Raw genomic sequence first — 16,391 nt, forward strand, 5'->3', positions numbered from 1 at the left:
AACCCGTTCGAGGAATTTTCCGCACGGGCCTCAGCGGGCCAGCGGCCACGCCGACAGTTCGGCCACGGCCAGGGTCAGCGGCCCGAACAGCGCCAGGAGGGCGCCGGCGCGGAGCGCGGCGGCCTTGCGCAGTGTGGTGAGCGGTGCCCCGAGGCGCAGCAGCGCGGCCGTGGTGTCGGCGCGGGCGTGCTTGGCCTCGACGGCGGCCGTCAGCAGGGTCGCCGTCGTGCAGCCGGCCACCAGCAGCACCCCGAGCGTGGTGAGCGGACCGACCGACGGCCCGTCGGACCCGCTCAGCGAGGCCATGGCGCCGGCGGCCGACAGCACCGCGCAGACCACCCCCAGCGGGCGGCCGATGCGGGCGGCCTCCGTCATCAGGATCCGCCCGGCCAGCAGGCGCAGGGCACCCGGCCGGACCGCCTGGAGCAGCAGCCCGCACAGATGGGTGAGACCGGGGCCGGCCAGGGCGAGGCCGACGGCGGTCAGGGCCAGCCCGACCAGCGCGCCGGGCCGGTCGACGGGGGCGCCGTCGGAGCCCGTACGGCTCGCGAAGGCCTCCACGGCCAGTCCCACGGCCAGCACGGAGATGCCCCAGGGGAGACCGGACAGCACCGAGCGGGCGGGGGCGGGCGGGACACCGGTGCCCCCCGGGACCGCCTCGGCGGCGCCCGGGACCGCTTCGGGAACGCCGGAGACCGCTTCGGGAACGCCGGGGACCGCCTCGGGGGTGTCGGGGACGGCCCCCCGCTTCTCCTCCTGCGGTGCGCGGGCCGTCCGCCGCCCGCGCGCCGCCGCTCCCAGCTGCCTGCCGAACCGTCCGTACGCCCCGAAGGTCTCCGGCCCCGCCGGGCGCCGGGCCGCGCCGAACCGTCCGTACGCCCGCGCGCCGCGGGACGCGCCCGGCGCCGGTTCGCGCGGACGCAGCGTCACCGCCACGGCCGCCGACGCGCTCAGCGGCACCAGGGCCAGCAGCGTCAGGGTCGCCGGGAACGGCAGCGGCCGGTCCGCGGCGAGGAAGTCCGCCGCGGCACCGCCGGAGGGCACGCCGGTGAGACCGCCGCGCAGGAACAGGAAGACCAGCAGGGCGAGCAGCGAACCCAGCGCACACGACAGGGCCGTGGTCGTCGCGGAGATCGCCATCAGACGGGCCGGGCCCAGGCCGACCGCCGACAGCCCGGGCCGGGGCCGGGTGCCCGGGTCGGTGCGGGCCACCGCGACCGCGAGGTGCACGGTGGCCGCCATCGGGGCTGCGCACCAGGCCAGCCGGAGCGCCGAGGCGGACGGCGCGCCGGAGTGGCCCAGCGCGTGGCCGAGGGCGCACAGCAGCAGGAAGCCCGTGCCCGCCGACGCGGCCGCGACCAGCAGACGGCGCAGCTGGACGGCGGGGTGGGCGCTTCGGGTCAGACGGAGAGCGAGCACGCCGCCCGGCCTTCCGCCTCGGCGCTCCCGGGGACCGGGGGCAGGTGCACGGTGCGCACGCGCCGTCCGTCGAGCAGCGACACCGTGCGGTCGGCGACGGCCGCGGTGTCCGGGGCGGCGGTCGCGAGGACCACCGTGATGCCGTGCGAACGGGCCGCCGCGGTGAGCGTGCGCAGGACGTGCCGGTGGTCGGCACGGTGCAGCGGGGCGGTCGGCTCGTCGGCGAACACCACCGAGGGCGCCGGGGCGAGGGCGCGGGCGATGCACACCCGCTGCCGCTCCGCCTGCACCAGTTCGTCCGGGCGCCTGCGGGCCTTGTCGCCGATGTCGAGGCGTTCCAGCCACTCCATGGCGGCCGTCTTGGCCCGGCGCCGTCCGGTGCCGCGCATCATCAGTGGCAGGGCGGCGTTCTCCCAGACGTTCAGTTCGGGGATGAGCACCGGGTCGGGGTCGATCCAGCCGAAGCGCTCCCGGCGCAGCCGCTCCCGGGCGACGGGGCCCATGGTGTGCACGGGCACGCTGTTGAACCAGACCTCGCCGCTGCGGACGGGCACCAGTCCCGACAGGCAGCGCAGCAGTGTCGTTTTTCCGCTGCCTCGCGGGCCGCTGACGGCGAGGATCTCGCCCTCCCGGACACCGAGCGAGACCCCGCTCAGTCCGGGTGAGCCGTCGTCGTGCCGGAAGTGCAGGGCACGGGTCCAGAGCACGTCGTTGTCCGGTGGGGCCACCATGGCGTACACCTCGGTTCGGATCGGAAATGCCGTGCGTGGTTCGGGCTAAGTCCCCCGTCCGGGGGAACGAAGGCAGGGCCGATCGGTCACAGGAACGCTAGGCAGGCCACGGCGACGGGCCGGACAGCACGCGGCCCCGGGCCGCCGTTTCTCACTCGAACGGGCGGCACCGGGGCCGTGAATGATCATCCCAACGGAAGATCACAGCCGTCGGCGGCTCACAGCTTCGTCCACGCCTCCGACAGCGTCGCGCGCAGGATCTGCTCGATCTCGTCGAAGGTCCCCTGGTCGGAGATCAGCGGCGGGGCGAGCTGGACGACCGGGTCGCCGCGGTCGTCGGCACGGCAGTACAGGCCGTTCTCGAACAGCTTCTTCGACAGGAAGCCGTACAGGACCCGCTCGGTCTCCTCCGCGTCGAAGGACTCCTTGGTGTCCTTGTCCTTGACCAGTTCGATGCCGTAGAAGAAGCCGTTGCCGCGGACGTCGCCGACGATCGGCAGGTCGTGCAGCTTCTCCAGGGTGGCGCGGAAGGCGCCCTCGTTGTCCAGCACGTGCCGGTTCAGGCCCTCGCGCTCGAACAGGTCGAGGTTGGCGAGGCCCACCGCGGCCGACACCGGGTGGCCGCCGAAGGTGTAGCCGTGCAGGAAGGTGTTGTCGCCCCGGTAGAACGGCTCGGCGAGCCGGTCGGAGACGATGCACGCGCCTATGGGGGAGTAGCCCGAGGTCATGCCCTTGGCACAGGTGATCATGTCCGGGACGTAGCCGAACTTGTCGCAGGCGAACGTCGTGCCGAGCCGGCCGAAGGCGCAGATGACCTCGTCGGAGACGAGCAGCACGTCGTACTGGTCGCAGATCTCGCGCACCCGCTGGAAGTAGCCGGGCGGGGGCGGGAAGCAGCCGCCGGCGTTCTGCACCGGCTCCAGGAAGACCGCGGCGACCGTGTCGGGGCCCTCGAAGAGGATCTGCTGCTCGATCTGGTCGGCGGCCCAGCGGCCGAACGCCTCGGGGTCGTCCCCGTGGATCGGCGCCCGGTAGATGTTGGTGTTGGGCACCTTGTGCGCGCCCGGGACGAGGGGCTCGAACGGGGCCTTCAGACCCGGCAGTCCGGTGATGGACAGGGCGCCCTGGGGGGTGCCGTGGTAGGCGACCGCGCGGGAGATGACCTTGTACTTGGTCGGCTTGCCCACCAGCTTGAAGTACTGCTTGGCGAGCTTCCAGGCGGTCTCCACCGCCTCGCCGCCGCCGGTGGTGAAGAAGACCTTGTTGAGGTCGCCCGGCGCCTCGTGCGCGAGCCGCTCCGCGAGCTCCACGGCCTTGGGGTGGGCGTAGGACCACACCGGGAAGAAGGCCAGTTCCTGCGCCTGCTTGGAGGCGGTCTCGGCGAGCTCCGTACGGCCGTGACCCGCCTGCACCACGAACAGGCCGGCGAGACCGTCGAGGTAGCGCTTGCCCTTGTCGTCGTAGATGTGGGTGCCCTCGCCCCGGACGATGGTGGGGACGGGGGAGTTCTCGTACGAGGACATGCGGGTGAAGTGCATCCACAGGTGGTCGTACGCGGACTTGCTGAGGTCGTTGGGGCTGTCGCTGCTCACGGTTATCGGGTTCCCCACATGTAGGTCTGCTTCTTGAGCTTGAGGTAGACGAAACTCTCGGTGGAGCGCACGCCGGGCACGGCCCGGATGCGTCTGTTGATGACCTCCAGAAGGTGGTCGTCGTCCTCGCAGACGATCTCGACCATCAGGTCGAAGGAGCCCGCGGTCATCACCACGTACTCGCACTCGTCCATGGCGCTCAGCGCGTCGGCCGCGGACTCCACGTCGCCCTCGACGTTGACCCCGACCATCGCCTGGCGTCTGAAGCCCACGGTGAGCGGGTCCGTGACGGCGACGATCTGCATCACGCCCTGCTCCAGCAGCTTCTGGACGCGCTGGCGCACGGCCGCCTCCGACAGGCCCACGGCCTTGCCGATGGCGGCGTACGGGCGGCGGCCGTCCTCCTGGAGCTGCTCGATGATGGCGAGGGAGACGGCGTCCAGGTGGGGACCACCGCCGTTCTTGGACTCGCGGGGGTCCTTCGGGTCTGCGCTTCGACTGGCCACGGGGCCACTGTGCACGACGTATCGACAGTTTCGCAAGGCTCATTCAATGAAATTCGTTGTTATCGGGGTGCGAGTTTGCGGATTTCGCAGGGGCGGGGCGGGTGGGGGTGTTGAAAACGTCAGGGCTCGGTCTAGGGTGGGTGTCTCAGAGGCTGGACACTTCCGGCCCCTCTCGAGACCTCATCGACACCTCACCTCATCGACACTCGGACACCCACAAGGAACACCAGGAGGGCCTGCAGTGAGCACCGAGCTGCGTCGTCTGCGCAACTACATCGGCGGGGAGTTCCGGGACGCCGCCGACGGACGGACCACCGAGGTGGTCAACCCCGCGACCGGCGAGGCCTACGCGACCGCTCCGCTGTCCGGCCAGGCGGACGTGGACGCCGCGATGGCGGCCGCCGCCGAGGCCTTCCCCGGCTGGCGCGACACCACCCCGGCCGAGCGGCAGAAGGCCCTGCTGAGGATCGCGGACGCCTTCGAGGAGCGGGCCGAGGAACTCATCGCGGCCGAGGTGGAGAACACGGGCAAGCCCGTCGGGCTGACCCGCACCGAGGAGATCCCGCCGATGGTGGACCAGATCCGCTTCTTCGCGGGCGCGGCACGGATGCTCGAGGGCCGCTCGGCCGGCGAGTACATGGAGGGCCTGACCTCCATCGTGCGCCGCGAGCCGATCGGTGTCTGCGCCCAGGTCGCTCCGTGGAACTACCCGATGATGATGGCCGTGTGGAAGTTCGCCCCGGCGATCGCCGCGGGCAACACGGTCGTCCTGAAGCCCTCGGACACCACCCCGGCCTCCACCGTCCTGCTCGCCGAGATCCTCGGCTCGATCCTGCCCAAGGGCGTCTTCAACGTCATCTGCGGCGACCGCGAGACCGGCCGGATGATGGTGGAGCACGAGACCCCGGCGATGGCGTCCATCACCGGCTCGGTGCGCGCCGGCATGCAGGTCGCCGAGTCCGCGTCCAAGGACCTCAAGCGCGTCCACCTGGAACTCGGCGGCAAGGCCCCGGTCGTGGTCTTCGAGGACACCGACATCGCCAAGGCCGTCGAGGACATCTCCGTCGCGGGCTTCTTCAACGCCGGCCAGGACTGCACGGCCGCCACGCGCGTCCTCGTCCACGAGTCGATCCACGACGAGTTCGTCTCGGCGCTCGCCAAGGCCGCCGCCGACACCAAGACCGGCATGCCCGACGACGAGGACGTCCTCTTCGGCCCGCTCAACAACCCCCGCCAGCTCCAGCAGGTGGAGGGCTTCATCGAGCGGCTGCCCGCGCACGCGCGCGTGGAGGCCGGCGGCAAGCGCGTCGGCGAGCAGGGCTTCTTCTACGCGCCGACCGTGGTCTCGGGTCTGCGGCAGGACGACGAGATCATCCAGAAGGAGGTCTTCGGCCCGGTCATCACCGTCCAGTCCTTCACCGACGAGGACCAGGCCGTGGAGTACGCCAACGGGGTCGAGTACGCCCTGGCCTCGTCGGTGTGGACCAAGGACCACTCCCGCGCGATGCGCATGTCCAAGAAGCTCGACTTCGGCTGCGTGTGGATCAACACCCACATCCCGCTGGTCGCGGAGATGCCGCACGGCGGCTTCAAGAAGTCCGGCTACGGCAAGGACCTCTCGGCGTACGGCTTCGACGACTACACGCGCATCAAGCACGTGATGACGTCGCTGGACGCGTAGGCGCCCCCGCCGGGCGGCCGGATACCCGGGCACCGTCCGGGAAGTCCGGCCGCCCGGAAGGCCGCGGGCCGTCCGCGGCCTTCCGGGCGGTTCCCCGCGGCCCTAGGCGGTGTCTTCAAATGTCACGCCCACATCAGGAGCGATGCGAGGGTGACGGCTGCTTGGTAGGACTCGGCGGTCTTGTCGTAGCGGGTGGCGATGCCGCGCCACTGCTTCAGGCGGCTAAAGCAGCGTTCGACCACGTTGCGCCGTTTGTAGAGCTGCCTGTCGAAGGCCGGCGGCCGCCCGCCGCGGCGGCCGCGGCGGAGCCGGTTGCGGATCTGGTCGGCCCGCTCCGGGATGGTGTGGCCGATGCCCCGTCGCCTGAGCCAGGCCCGGATCGCCTTGGAGCTGTAGCCCTTGTCGCCGAGCACGTGATCGGGCCGGACGCGGGGCCGTCCCGGTCCGAGGCGGGGCACCCGGATCGCCTCCATCACGGCGGTGAACTGGGTGCAGTCGTTGGTGTTGCCGCCGGTGACGGTGAAGGCGAGCGGGCGCCCCAGGGCATCGCAGGCGAGGTGGATTTTGCTGGTCAGGCCGCCTCGGGAGCGTCCGAGGGCGGGGTTGTGGATCCCCCTTTTCGGGCGCCGGCGGCGTGCTGGTGGGCGCGGACAACGGTGGAGTCGACCGACACCAGCCAGTCGATGTCCCCGGCCGCGTCCGCCTGCGCCTGGGCGGCCCGGAGCATCCGCTCGAAGGTGCCGTCCAGGGCCCACCGGCGAAAACGGGTGTGCAGCGTGGCCCACGGGCCGTACCGCTCGGGCACGTCCCGCCAGGCGGTTCCGGTGCGGAACTTCCACACGATCCCGTTGAGGACCGTGCGGTCGTCCAGCCGCTTCCTGCCCCGCAACGAGGCGGGCAGCAATGGCCGGACGAACTCCCACTCGGTATCCGACAGTTCATGGCGACGTATCACCCGACCATGATCCACCACTCAAGATCATTTGAAGACACCGCCTAGCGGCCCTAACGACCCTGGCGCCCGGCCCCGGTGCCGCGCAGCGCGCACAGGACGTCGATGCGGTTGGTCGTGATCGAGTCGGCGCCCAGGGCCAGCAGGCGGCGCATGGAGCGGCGGGTGTCCGGGGTCCAGACGGAGAGCAGGTGGCCGCCGCGGTGGACGCGGTCGGCGAGGGCCCGGTCCACCAGGCTGAAGCGGTAGTTCAGCCAGCGGGGGCGGATCACCTCCAGGAGGCCGGCGCGCGGCGGGGCCAGCGTGGTCCGGGTGAGGGCGATCTCGGCGGACGGGTCCGCCGCGCGGACGGCGAGCATGGCGGGGGCGTCCGCGCAGTAGGAGACCCGCTCCTGTGCGCCGCAGGCGCGCACCACGTCCACGATCCGGTGCGCGGCACGGACGTCCGGCGTGCCGGGCAGGTCGATCATCACCCGGCTGCCGTCCGTCGCCGCCAGCGCGTCGGAGAGGGCGGGCACCCCGCCGCCGGTGACGTCGCGGACCTCGTCCCACGACAGGGACGGCAGCGGGCGGTCGTGTTCCCACAGGCGCAGGAGCGTCTCGTCGTGCAGCAGCACCGGTACGCCGTCGCGGGTGAGGCGCACGTCGATCTCGACCGCGTCCGCGCCCCGCCGGAGCGCGGAACGCAGTGAGGCGAGCGTGTTCTCGCGGACGCGGTACGGGTCGCCGCGGTGGGCCACGGCGGTCACGTTCGGCATGGCGGCCTTTCGCGGGGCGGTCAGGGGGCGAGCCAGGACGCGGTGTAGCCGTCGATCTCGGCGGCCAGGCGGGCCTTGCCCGCCCGGTCCATGAAGGACGCCTCGACCGCGTTCTTCGCCAGCTCGGCCAGGCCCCGCTCGTCGAGGTCGAGCAGCCGTGCGGCGACCGCGTACTCGGTGTTGAGGTCGGTGCCGAACATCGGCGGGTCGTCGGAGTTGATCGTGACCAGGACGCCGGCCCGCACGAACTCCTCCAGGGGGTGCTCGTCGAGGGTGGTGACCGCACGGGTGGCGATGTTGGAGGTGGGGCACACCTCCAGGGCGATGCGCCGCTCGGCCAGGTGCCGGAGCAGCTCGGGGTCCCGGGCGGAGCTGGTGCCGTGCCCGATCCGCTCGGCCCGCAGCTCGTTCAGCGCGTCCCACACCGTCTCCGGGCCGGTGGTCTCGCCGGCGTGCGGGACCGAGCGCAGCCCGGCGGCGATCGCCCGGTCGAAGTACGGCTTGAACTGCGGGCGGGGGACGCCGATCTCGGGTCCGCCGAGGCCGAAGGAGACCAGGCCCTCGGGGCGCAGCCGGTCGTCGGTGGCGAGCCGCGTGGTCTCCTCGGCGGACTCGAGACCGGCCTCGCCGGGGATGTCGAAGCACCAGCGCAGCACGGTCCCGAACTCGGTCTCGGCCGCCTTGCGGGCGTCCTCGATCGCGTCCATGAAGGCACGCTCGTCGATGCCGCGGCGGGTGGAGGAGAACGGGGTGACGGTCAGCTCCGCGTACCGCACCTGCTGCCGGGCCAGCTCGCGGGCCACCTCGTAGGTCAGCAGGCGGACGTCCTCGGGGGTGCGGATCAGGTCGACGACGGACAGGTACACCTCGATGAAGTGGGCGAAGTCCGTGAAGACGAAGTAGTCGGCCAGGGCCTCGGGGTCGCTGGGGACCCGGGAGTCGGGGTGGCGGGCGGCCAGCTCCGCGACGATGCGGGGGGAGGCGGAGCCGACGTGGTGCACGTGCAGTTCGGCCTTGGGCAGTCCGGCGATGAAGGCGTGCAGGTCGCGGCCCTGCACGGTGGTGGCTGCGTCGAGGCGGTCGGTCAATGTTCCTCCCCGGAACGGCGCCCCGGGCCGGTGTGCGGCGGGACGCGGGTGATCGGCTGATCGGTGGATCGGGGATCATCGTAGGCCGGGTGCACGCGGTGGGGGAGCGCGCCGTAGCATGACGGGACGCTCGACCAAGGAGGCCCAGCGCATGTCCGACGACGCGCAGACGCCGGGGGCGCGGGGGGACACGGGACCCACCGGGGCCGCGGGAGGCGGTACGCCGGCGGACCGGCCGGCCCGTGACGTGTGGCCGGCGCCGGTCGACGGCGGGGCCGCGGACGCGGTGCCGCAGGACGGTTCGCTGGTGGACCTGGGCAAGCCGGACGCGCCGGCGACGACGGGCACCCCCGACCCCTGGGCGCCTCCGGCCCACGGCGCACCGGCCTCCGGCCCGGGAGCGGGCGGACCCGGTCCCGGTGGCCCCGGCGGTCCGGGCGAGACCGTCGTGGCCGGCGACCTCCCGCCCTGGTCCGCCCCCTCCGCCTCCTCCGTGCACGACCAGCAGACGGTCACCTCGTTCCCCGCGATGGGCACGCCCCCCGCCCACGGTTCTCCGCCCGGTCCCTACGCTCCCCCGGCCGCGAGCGAGCCGGTCCCGCCGCCGCCCCTCGCCCCCGACGGCCCCGGCCAGGTCCCGTACGGCTATCCGGGCGGGTACGGCCACCAGGCCGCGCAGCCGCCCGGGTACGGCGGTGTCCCGGGACAGGCCTACTACGGCTGGACCGGCATGGCGCCGGTGCCGAGCAACGGGCTGGGCGTGGCCGGACTGGTGCTGGGGATCATCTCGGCCGTCGTGTTCTGCCTGTGGCCGGTGGCCATCCTGCTCGGCGTCCTGGGCGTGATCTTCGGTGCGATCGGCCGGGGCAAGGCCGCCCGCGGCGAGGCCACGAACCCCGGCCAGGCCCTGGCCGGGATCATCTGCGGAGCGATCGGCACGGTCTTGGGCATCGGCTTCGGCGTGCTCGTCCTCGTCACCTCGCTCTAGGGCTCAGCCGGCGCCCCCGCCCGCCCGGATCCGTCCGCGCGCCTCCATCAGCGCGAACCCCAGCAGGTTCGGTCCCCGCCACCGCTCCGGGTCCGCCGCCCCCTCGTCGGCCGCCGCCAGGCCGATGCCCCACACCCGGTCCACCGGGCTCGCCTCGACCAGGACGCGCTCGCCCGTGTTCAGCAGGAAGGCCCGCAGGCCGTCGTGGGCCGTGAACTTGTGGACGCTGCCCTCGACGACGATGCGGAACCGCTCCTGCCGCCAGAGCGCCTCGTCGAAGCCCCGCACCAGCCGCCCGGCCTTCTTCGCCTGCGCGGGATGGTCCGCGGCGAGCACCCGCCGCTCCGCCTCCGCGTCCGCGAAGAGCCGGGCCTTGGCCGCCATCATCCAGTGCTCGGCCGTCGCGTACTCCACGCCCTCCACCGTGAACGGCGACGGCCACCACTGACTCATACAGCTCGCCCCGATCCGGCCGTCGGGCAGCGACCGATGTCCCCAGAAATGCAGGTACTTGACCCTCTTCCCGGCCCGCAACGCCGCGATCAGCGCCTCCCTGGAGCCGATCGTCCCCGCCGTCCCGCCCACCGCCACCCCGCCCACCGCCACCCCGCCCACCGCCACCCCGCTCACCGCCACCCCGTGGTCCCTTCCGTGCACGCGAGTCTGGCACGCACCACCGACACCTCGTCCTGCCTTTTCCGCAGTCGCTCGACACCCGGTCGACAGAATTCGTCGCGTAACCAAATGGCAACAACGGAATCACTTGTTGGAGTCCCGTCCCTCTGTCAGGATCGGCACTCACATCGAGCTGGAGCCACGCCGCCCCCCTCGGGGACACGGAGGAGAGCGACATGCACAACCCGGACAACGCCACCCCGGACAACGCCACCCCGGAACGATTCCCCGCACGGGAGCGCTTCGCCGACGGGGCGCAGTTCATCGCGGGACGCGTGACGAAGGGGACCTCGGGCCGCACCCACACGGTCGTCGACCCGGCCACCGGTGAGGGCGTCCTCACGTACGAACTGGCCGGCGCCGACGACGTGGACGCGGCCGTCGCCGCGGCCCGTGAGGCGTTCCCGGCCTGGGCGGGCGCCACCCCGGGCGAGCGCTCCGACGCCCTGCACCGGTTCGCCGCCGTCGTCGCCGGGCGCGCCGAGGACTTCGCGCAGGCCGAGTCCCTGCAGTGCGGCAAGCCGCTGAAGCTGAGCCGCGAGTTCGACGTGCCGGGCACGATCGACAACATCACCTTCTTCGCGGGTGCCGCCCGCCACCTCCAGGGGCAGTCGGCCGGTGAGTACTCCGGCGACCACACCTCCTACGTCCGCCGCGAGCCGATCGGCGTCGTCGGGTCCGTCGCCCCCTGGAACTACCCCCTCCAGATGGCCGCCTGGAAGATCCTCCCGGCGATCGCCGCGGGCAACACCATCGTCCTCAAGCCCGCCGAACTCACCCCGCTGACCTCGCTCCTCTTCGCACAGGCCGCCGCCGACGCCGGCATCCCGGACGGGGTGATCAACATCGTCACCGGCACCGGCGCGGAGGCGGGGGAGCACCTCGTCGGCCATCCCGGCGTGGCCATGACCTCCTTCACCGGCTCCACCGCCGTCGGCAAGCGCGTCGCCGAGATCGCCACCGCCACCGTCAAGCGCGTCCACCTGGAGCTCGGCGGCAAGGCTCCCTTCGTCGTCTTCGACGACGCCGACCTCGACGCCGCCGTCAACGGCGCGGTGGCGGGCGCGCTGATCAACACCGGCCAGGACTGCACGGCCGCCACGCGCGCGTACGTGCAGCGCCCGCTCTACGAGGCGTTCGTCGAGCGGACGGCCGCCCTGATGGAGACGGTGCGGCTGGGTGACCCCTTCGCCCCCGGCACCGACCTGGGCCCGCTGGTCTCGCACGTCCAGCGCGACCGCGTGGCCGGCTTCGTCGACCGGGCGCGCGCCTACGCGCGCGTGGTGACCGGCGGTGAGGCCCCGGGGGGAGACCTCGCGAAGGGCGCGTACTACCGCCCCACCCTCATCGCCGGAGCGCCGCAGGACAGCGAGGTCGTGCAGTGCGAGATCTTCGGGCCGGTGCTGGTGGTCCTGCCCTTCGACACCGACGACGAGGGCATCGCGCTGGCCAACGACACCCCGTACGGGCTCGCCGCCTCGGCGTGGAGCCGTGACGTGTACCGCGCGGGCCGCGCCACGCGCGAGATCAAGGCGGGATGCGTGTGGATCAACGACCACATCCCGATCATCAGCGAGATGCCGCACGGCGGTTACCAGGCGTCCGGCTTCGGCAAGGACATGTCCTCGTACTCGTTCGAGGAGTACACCCAGATCAAGCACGTCATGTTCGACAACACCGCGGTGGTCCGCAAGGACTGGCACCGCACCGTCTTCGGGGACCGATAGCAGCCAGGCCGCCCGACCCGCGGCCCTCCTCCCGAAAGGGCACCACGAGCATGGAGCAGTACGAGCCCGACCGCCTCTCCCCGGCCCAGGTGGCCGCCGTGCGGCGCAGCCTCCGCAACGGCCGGGCGTCCCTGACCCGCCGTTCGCTGCTGCGCGCCTCCGCGGGCGGCGCGCTCGCGGTCGGCGGAATCGGGGCGCTGAGCGGCTGCGGCATCCCCGCGGCCGGCACCCCCCAGGGCGGTGTCTCGGCGGAGGACCACTCCGAGAAGGAGAAGACCGTCGCCTTCTCCAACTGGACCGAGTACATGGACGTCGACGACAGCGGCCGCAGGCACCCCACGCTGGAGGCGTTCACCCGGCGGACCGGCATCAAGGTCACGTACACCGAGGACATCAACGACAACACCGAGTTCTTCGGCAAGATCAAGCCGCAGCTCGCCGCCGGCCAGGACACCGGCCGCGACATCATCGTCCTCACCGACTGGCTGGCCGCCCGCCTGATCCGCCTCGGCTGGGTGCAGAAGCTGGACCCCGCCAACCTCCCGCACGCCTACACCAACCTGTCCGCCCAGTTCCGCAACCCCGACTGGGACCCCGGCCGCGCCTACTCCTACCCCTGGCAGGGCATCTCCACGGTCATCGCCTACAACAAGAAGGCGCTCGACGGCATCGAGGTGAAGACCCTCTCCGACCTGCTGGACGACCCGAAGCTCAAGGGGCGCGTCGGCCTGCTCACGGAGATGCGCGACACCATCGGCATGACCCTGCTCGACATGGACAAGGACCCGGCGAAGTTCACCGCCGACGACTACGACGCGGCGACGGCCCGGCTGCAGAAGGCCGTCGACAAGGGGCAGATCCGCCGCTTCACCGGCAACGACTACACCGCCGACCTCACCAAGGGCGACCTCGCCGCCTGTCTGGCCTGGGCCGGTGACATCGTCCAGCTCAGGGCGGACAACCCGGACATCGAGTTCCTGATCCCCGACAGCGGCTACATGACGTCCAGCGACAACATGATGGTCCCCAACAAGGCCCGGCACAAAGAGAACGCCGAACGGCTGATCGACTACTACTTCGAGCCGCAGCCGGCCGCCGAGCTCGCCGCCTACATCAACTTCGTCTGTCCCGTCGACGGGGTGAAGGACGAGCTCGCGAAGCTCGACGAGGACGCGGCGAACAACCCGCTGATCCTCCCCGACCAGGACATGCAGGCCAAGTCCCGTGCCTTCCGCTCCCTGAGTTCCGAGGAAGAGACGGTGTTCGAAGAGAAGTTCGCGAAGCTCACTGGGGCGTGACGAGATGAAGACGACGAAAGACACCACCACGGCCGGCAACGGCGGCGGGGACGTCCGCCTCACCGGCATCAGCAAGACCTACGGCGCCTTCACCGCCGTGCACCCCCTCGACCTGACCGTGCCGGAGGGCTCCTTCTTCGCCCTGCTCGGCGCGTCCGGCTGCGGCAAGACCACCACCCTGCGGATGATCGCCGGCCTGGAGGAGCCCACGAGCGGCACCGTCCGCCTCGGCGACCAGGACGTCACCGCGCTCCCGCCGTACAAGCGGCCGGTGAACACGGTCTTCCAGTCCTACGCCCTCTTCCCGCACCTCGACATCTTCGAGAACGTCGCCTTCGGTCTGCGCCGGCGCGGCATCAAGAGCGTGAAGAAGCAGGTCGAGGAGATGCTGGACCTGGTCCAGCTCGGCGAGCAGGCGAGGAAGAAGCCGCACCAGCTCTCCGGCGGCCAGCAGCAGCGCGTCGCGGTGGCCCGCGCGCTGATCAACCACCCCAAGGTGCTGCTGCTGGACGAGCCGCTGGGTGCCCTGGACCTGAAGCTGCGCCGCCAGATGCAGTTGGAGCTCAAGCGCATCCAGACCGAGGTCGGCATCACCTTCGTGCACGTCACGCACGACCAGGAGGAGGCCATGACCATGGCCGACACGGTCGCCGTGATGAACGCGGGCCGGGTCGAGCAGCTCGGCTCGCCCACCGACCTGTACGAGAACCCGCGGACCACCTTCGTCGCCAACTTCCTCGGCACCTCCAACCTCATCGAGGCCGAGGTCGACTCGAAGTCCGGCGACGAGATCGTGCTGAGGGCGGGCGGCGGCAAGCTCGTCCTGCCCGGGGCCCGCACCAGCGCGCCCGCCGCGACCGGCGGGAAGGTACTGGTCGGCGTGCGCCCGGAGAAGATCTCCCTCACCCACGCCGACGACGCCGGCGAGATACCCGAGGGCCGCAACCGGATCACCGGCCGGATCGTCGACTCCAGCTTCATCGGCGTCTCCACGCAGTTCGTCGTCGACAGCCCGGCCTGCTCCGACTTCGAGGTCTACGTCCAGAACATCGACCGCGACACCCGGCTGGTGCCCGGTACCGAGGTCGTCCTGCACTGGAACCCGGCGCACACCTTCGGCCTGGACGCCGCCCAGTCCCTGCTCGCCGGGACGGTGGGCTCCGCGGGCGTCGAGACGGTCGAGGAAGAGGTCACCCGATGACCACGGTCACCGAGGCGCCACCCCTGGCGCCCGCCCCGGAGGGGAAACCCCCGCGCAGACGGGGCCGCTGGACGCCGTACCTGCTCCTGCTGCCCGGTCTGCTGTGGCTGGTGGTGTTCTTCGCGCTGCCGGTGATCTACCAGGCCTCCACGTCCGTGCAGACGGGCTCCCTGGAGGAGGGCTACCGGGTCACCTGGCACTTCGCCACCTACTGGGACGCGCTGTCCGAGTACTGGCCGCAGTTCGTCCGCTCGGTGCTCTACGCGGCCTCCGCGACCGTGCTGTGCCTGCTGCTCGGCTATCCGCTCGCCTATCTGATCGCCTTCCGCGCCGGACGCTGGCGGAACCTGATCATGATCCTGGTGATCGCGCCGTTCTTCACCAGCTTCCTGATCCGCACCCTCGCCTGGAAGACGATCCTCGCCGACGGCGGCCCGGTGGTCGGCGCCCTGGACGCCCTGCACGTCCTGGACGTCACCAACCTGCTCGGCTGGACCGCCGGCGACCGGGTGCTCGCCACCCCGCTCGCGGTCGTCTGCGGTCTGACGTACAACTTCCTGCCGTTCATGATCCTGCCGCTCTACACCTCCCTGGAGCGCATCGACCCGCGCCTGCACGAGGCGGCGAACGACCTGTACGCCAGACCGTCGACCACCTTCCGCAGGGTCACCTTCCCGCTGTCGATGCCCGGCGTGGTCTCCGGCACGCTGCTGACCTTCATCCCCGCCACCGGCGACTACATCAACGCGGACCTGCTCGGCTCCACCGACACCCGCATGGTCGGCAACGTGATCCAGACGCAGTTCCTGCGGATCCTCGACTACCCGACGGCCGCGGCGCTCTCGTTCATCCTGATGGCCGCGATCCTCTTCATGGTCACGTTCTACATCCGCAAGTCCGGCACGGAGGATCTGGTTTAAATGACCTTCGTCAACTGGCTCAAGCGCCATCTCGTCGTCATCGCGGGACTGTGCACCCTCGCGTACCTCGTCCTGCCGAACGTCGTCGTCACCGTGTTCTCCTTCAACAACCCGAAGGGGCGCTTCAACTACGAGTGGCAGGAGTTCTCCACGGCGGCCTGGAAGGATCCCTGCGGTGTCTCCGGACTGTGCGAATCGCTCTCGCTCAGCCTCCAGATCGCACTGTGGGCGATGCTCGGCGCCACCCTGCTCGGCACGATGATCGCCTTCGCGCTGGTCCGCTACCGCTTCCGCGCCCGCGGCGCCGTGAACTCGCTGATCTTCCTGCCGATGGCGATGCCCGAGGTGGTCATGGCGGCCTCGCTGCTCACCCTGTTCCTCAACATGGGCGCCCAGCTGGGCTTCTGGACGATCCTGATCGCCCACATCATGTTCTGCCTCAGCTTCGTCGTGGTCGCCGTCAAGGCACGCGTGATGTCCATGGACCCCCGGCTGGAGCAGGCCGCGCAGGACCTGTACGCCGGCCCGTTCCAGACGTTCGTCCGGGTCACGCTGCCGATCGCGGCCCCCGGCATCGCGGCGGGCGCGCTGCTCGCCTTCGCGCTCTCCTTCGACGACTTCATCATCACCAACTTCAACGCCGGCTCGACCGTCACCTTCCCGATGTTCGTCTGGGGCTCCGCCCAGCGCGGAACGCCCGTGCAGATCAACGTCATCGGCACGGCCATGTTCGTCGTCGCCGTCCTGCTGGTGCTGGTCTCGATGGCGATCGGGAACCGGCGCAGGCGGCAGAAGGCCTAGCGGCGGAAGGTCCGGAAGCCGCGCACCGGGAAAAACAAACCGCAGTCCCCTGTA

General features: G+C 71.5%; 14 protein-coding genes and 1 pseudogene. 7 read left to right on the top strand and 8 right to left on the bottom strand.

The window, feature by feature from the left end:
* Nucleotides 1-30: 30 nt before the first annotated feature.
* The 4 genes from CP969_RS27160 to CP969_RS27175 form a co-directional block, all read right to left on the bottom strand.
* Complete coding sequence (locus CP969_RS27160) at nt 31-1,419, bottom strand: hypothetical protein (protein ID WP_109540894.1); 1,389 nt, start codon at nt 1,417-1,419, stop codon at nt 31-33.
* A complete protein-coding gene (locus CP969_RS27165; RefSeq protein ID WP_016824479.1) occupies nt 1,401-2,150 on the bottom strand; it encodes an ABC transporter ATP-binding protein in 750 nt (249 codons plus the stop codon). The genes CP969_RS27160 and CP969_RS27165 overlap by 19 nt, the downstream gene beginning before the upstream one ends.
* A gap of 218 nt (nt 2,151-2,368) precedes the next feature.
* Nucleotides 2,369-3,742, bottom strand: coding sequence for an aspartate aminotransferase family protein (locus CP969_RS27170; protein WP_004982858.1), 1,374 nt, complete (start codon nt 3,740-3,742; stop codon nt 2,369-2,371).
* 2 nt (nt 3,743-3,744) lie between these two features.
* Nucleotides 3,745-4,263, bottom strand: a complete 519-nt coding sequence (locus CP969_RS27175; protein ID WP_016824478.1) for an Lrp/AsnC family transcriptional regulator — start codon at nt 4,261-4,263, stop codon at nt 3,745-3,747.
* Between the two features lie 226 nt (nt 4,264-4,489).
* Here CP969_RS27175 and CP969_RS27180 point away from each other — a divergent pair, with 226 nt between their 5' ends.
* Nucleotides 4,490-5,929 carry a gamma-aminobutyraldehyde dehydrogenase gene (locus CP969_RS27180; RefSeq protein WP_004982852.1) on the top strand — a complete coding sequence of 480 codons (1,440 nt, stop codon included), beginning with the start codon at nt 4,490-4,492 and terminating at the stop codon, nt 5,927-5,929.
* A 122-nt stretch (nt 5,930-6,051) separates the two neighbouring features.
* Here CP969_RS27180 and CP969_RS27185 read toward each other — a convergent pair.
* The 3 genes and pseudogenes from CP969_RS27185 to CP969_RS27195 form a co-directional block, all read right to left on the bottom strand.
* Nucleotides 6,052-6,881 (bottom strand): annotated as a pseudogene (locus tag CP969_RS27185) (IS5 family transposase).
* A gap of 53 nt (nt 6,882-6,934) precedes the next feature.
* Complete coding sequence (locus CP969_RS27190) at nt 6,935-7,639, bottom strand: glycerophosphodiester phosphodiesterase (protein WP_016824475.1); 705 nt, start codon at nt 7,637-7,639, stop codon at nt 6,935-6,937.
* Nucleotides 7,640-7,659: 20 nt separating this feature from the next.
* Nucleotides 7,660-8,727, bottom strand: a complete 1,068-nt coding sequence (locus tag CP969_RS27195; RefSeq protein ID WP_016824474.1) for an adenosine deaminase — start codon at nt 8,725-8,727, stop codon at nt 7,660-7,662.
* A 118-nt stretch (nt 8,728-8,845) separates the two neighbouring features.
* On the opposite strand from CP969_RS27195, the gene CP969_RS34300 reads away from it, so the two are divergent.
* The gene (locus tag CP969_RS34300; RefSeq protein WP_016824473.1) at nt 8,846-9,715 is read left to right on the top strand and encodes a DUF4190 domain-containing protein; all 870 of its coding nucleotides are present in this window, start codon (nt 8,846-8,848) and stop codon (nt 9,713-9,715) included.
* Nucleotides 9,716-9,718: 3 nt separating this feature from the next.
* Here CP969_RS34300 and CP969_RS27205 read toward each other — a convergent pair whose 3' ends face one another.
* Nucleotides 9,719-10,321: an NADAR family protein gene (locus tag CP969_RS27205; protein WP_039831463.1), complete on the bottom strand. Its 603-nt coding sequence runs from the start codon at nt 10,319-10,321 to the stop codon at nt 9,719-9,721.
* Nucleotides 10,322-10,566: 245 nt separating this feature from the next.
* Between CP969_RS27205 and CP969_RS27210 the strand changes: the two genes are divergently transcribed.
* From CP969_RS27210 to CP969_RS27230, 5 genes are read left to right on the top strand one after another with little or no spacing between them, the layout of a single operon-like run.
* The gene (locus CP969_RS27210) at nt 10,567-12,117 is read left to right on the top strand and encodes a gamma-aminobutyraldehyde dehydrogenase (protein ID WP_016824471.1); all 1,551 of its coding nucleotides are present in this window, start codon (nt 10,567-10,569) and stop codon (nt 12,115-12,117) included.
* Nucleotides 12,118-12,167: 50 nt separating this feature from the next.
* On the top strand, nt 12,168-13,415 hold the full coding sequence (locus CP969_RS27215; RefSeq protein WP_016824470.1) for an ABC transporter substrate-binding protein: 1,248 nt from the start codon (nt 12,168-12,170) through the stop codon (nt 13,413-13,415).
* 4 nt (nt 13,416-13,419) lie between these two features.
* Entirely contained in the window at nt 13,420-14,616 is a 1,197-nt protein-coding gene (locus tag CP969_RS27220; RefSeq protein ID WP_016824469.1) for an ABC transporter ATP-binding protein, read from the top strand.
* On the top strand, nt 14,613-15,536 hold the full coding sequence (locus tag CP969_RS27225; RefSeq protein ID WP_016824468.1) for an ABC transporter permease: 924 nt from the start codon (nt 14,613-14,615) through the stop codon (nt 15,534-15,536). The genes CP969_RS27220 and CP969_RS27225 overlap by 4 nt, the downstream gene beginning before the upstream one ends.
* A complete protein-coding gene (locus tag CP969_RS27230; protein ID WP_016824467.1) occupies nt 15,537-16,337 on the top strand; it encodes an ABC transporter permease in 801 nt (266 codons plus the stop codon).
* Nucleotides 16,338-16,391 lie beyond the last annotated feature (54 nt).

The sequence above is a fragment of the Streptomyces viridosporus T7A genome, assembly GCF_008704515.1.
Taxonomy (GTDB): Bacteria; Actinomycetota; Actinomycetes; order Streptomycetales; family Streptomycetaceae; genus Streptomyces; species Streptomyces viridosporus.

Excerpts from the sequence above, each read along its gene's own strand:
- CP969_RS27220 (WP_016824469.1), top strand. The coding sequence starts at position 13,420 with ATGAAGACGACGAAAGACACCACCACGGCCGGCAACGGCGGCGGGGAC.
- CP969_RS34300 (WP_016824473.1), top strand. The coding sequence starts at position 8,846 with ATGACGGGACGCTCGACCAAGGAGGCCCAGCGCATGTCCGACGACGCG.
- CP969_RS27230 (WP_016824467.1), top strand. The coding sequence starts at position 15,537 with ATGACCTTCGTCAACTGGCTCAAGCGCCATCTCGTCGTCATCGCGGGA.
- CP969_RS27190 (WP_016824475.1), bottom strand. The coding sequence starts at position 7,639 with ATGCCGAACGTGACCGCCGTGGCCCACCGCGGCGACCCGTACCGCGTC.
- CP969_RS27165 (WP_016824479.1), bottom strand. The coding sequence starts at position 2,150 with ATGGTGGCCCCACCGGACAACGACGTGCTCTGGACCCGTGCCCTGCAC.
- CP969_RS27225 (WP_016824468.1), top strand. The coding sequence starts at position 14,613 with ATGACCACGGTCACCGAGGCGCCACCCCTGGCGCCCGCCCCGGAGGGG.
- CP969_RS27215 (WP_016824470.1), top strand. The coding sequence starts at position 12,168 with ATGGAGCAGTACGAGCCCGACCGCCTCTCCCCGGCCCAGGTGGCCGCC.
- CP969_RS27210 (WP_016824471.1), top strand. The coding sequence starts at position 10,567 with ATGCACAACCCGGACAACGCCACCCCGGACAACGCCACCCCGGAACGA.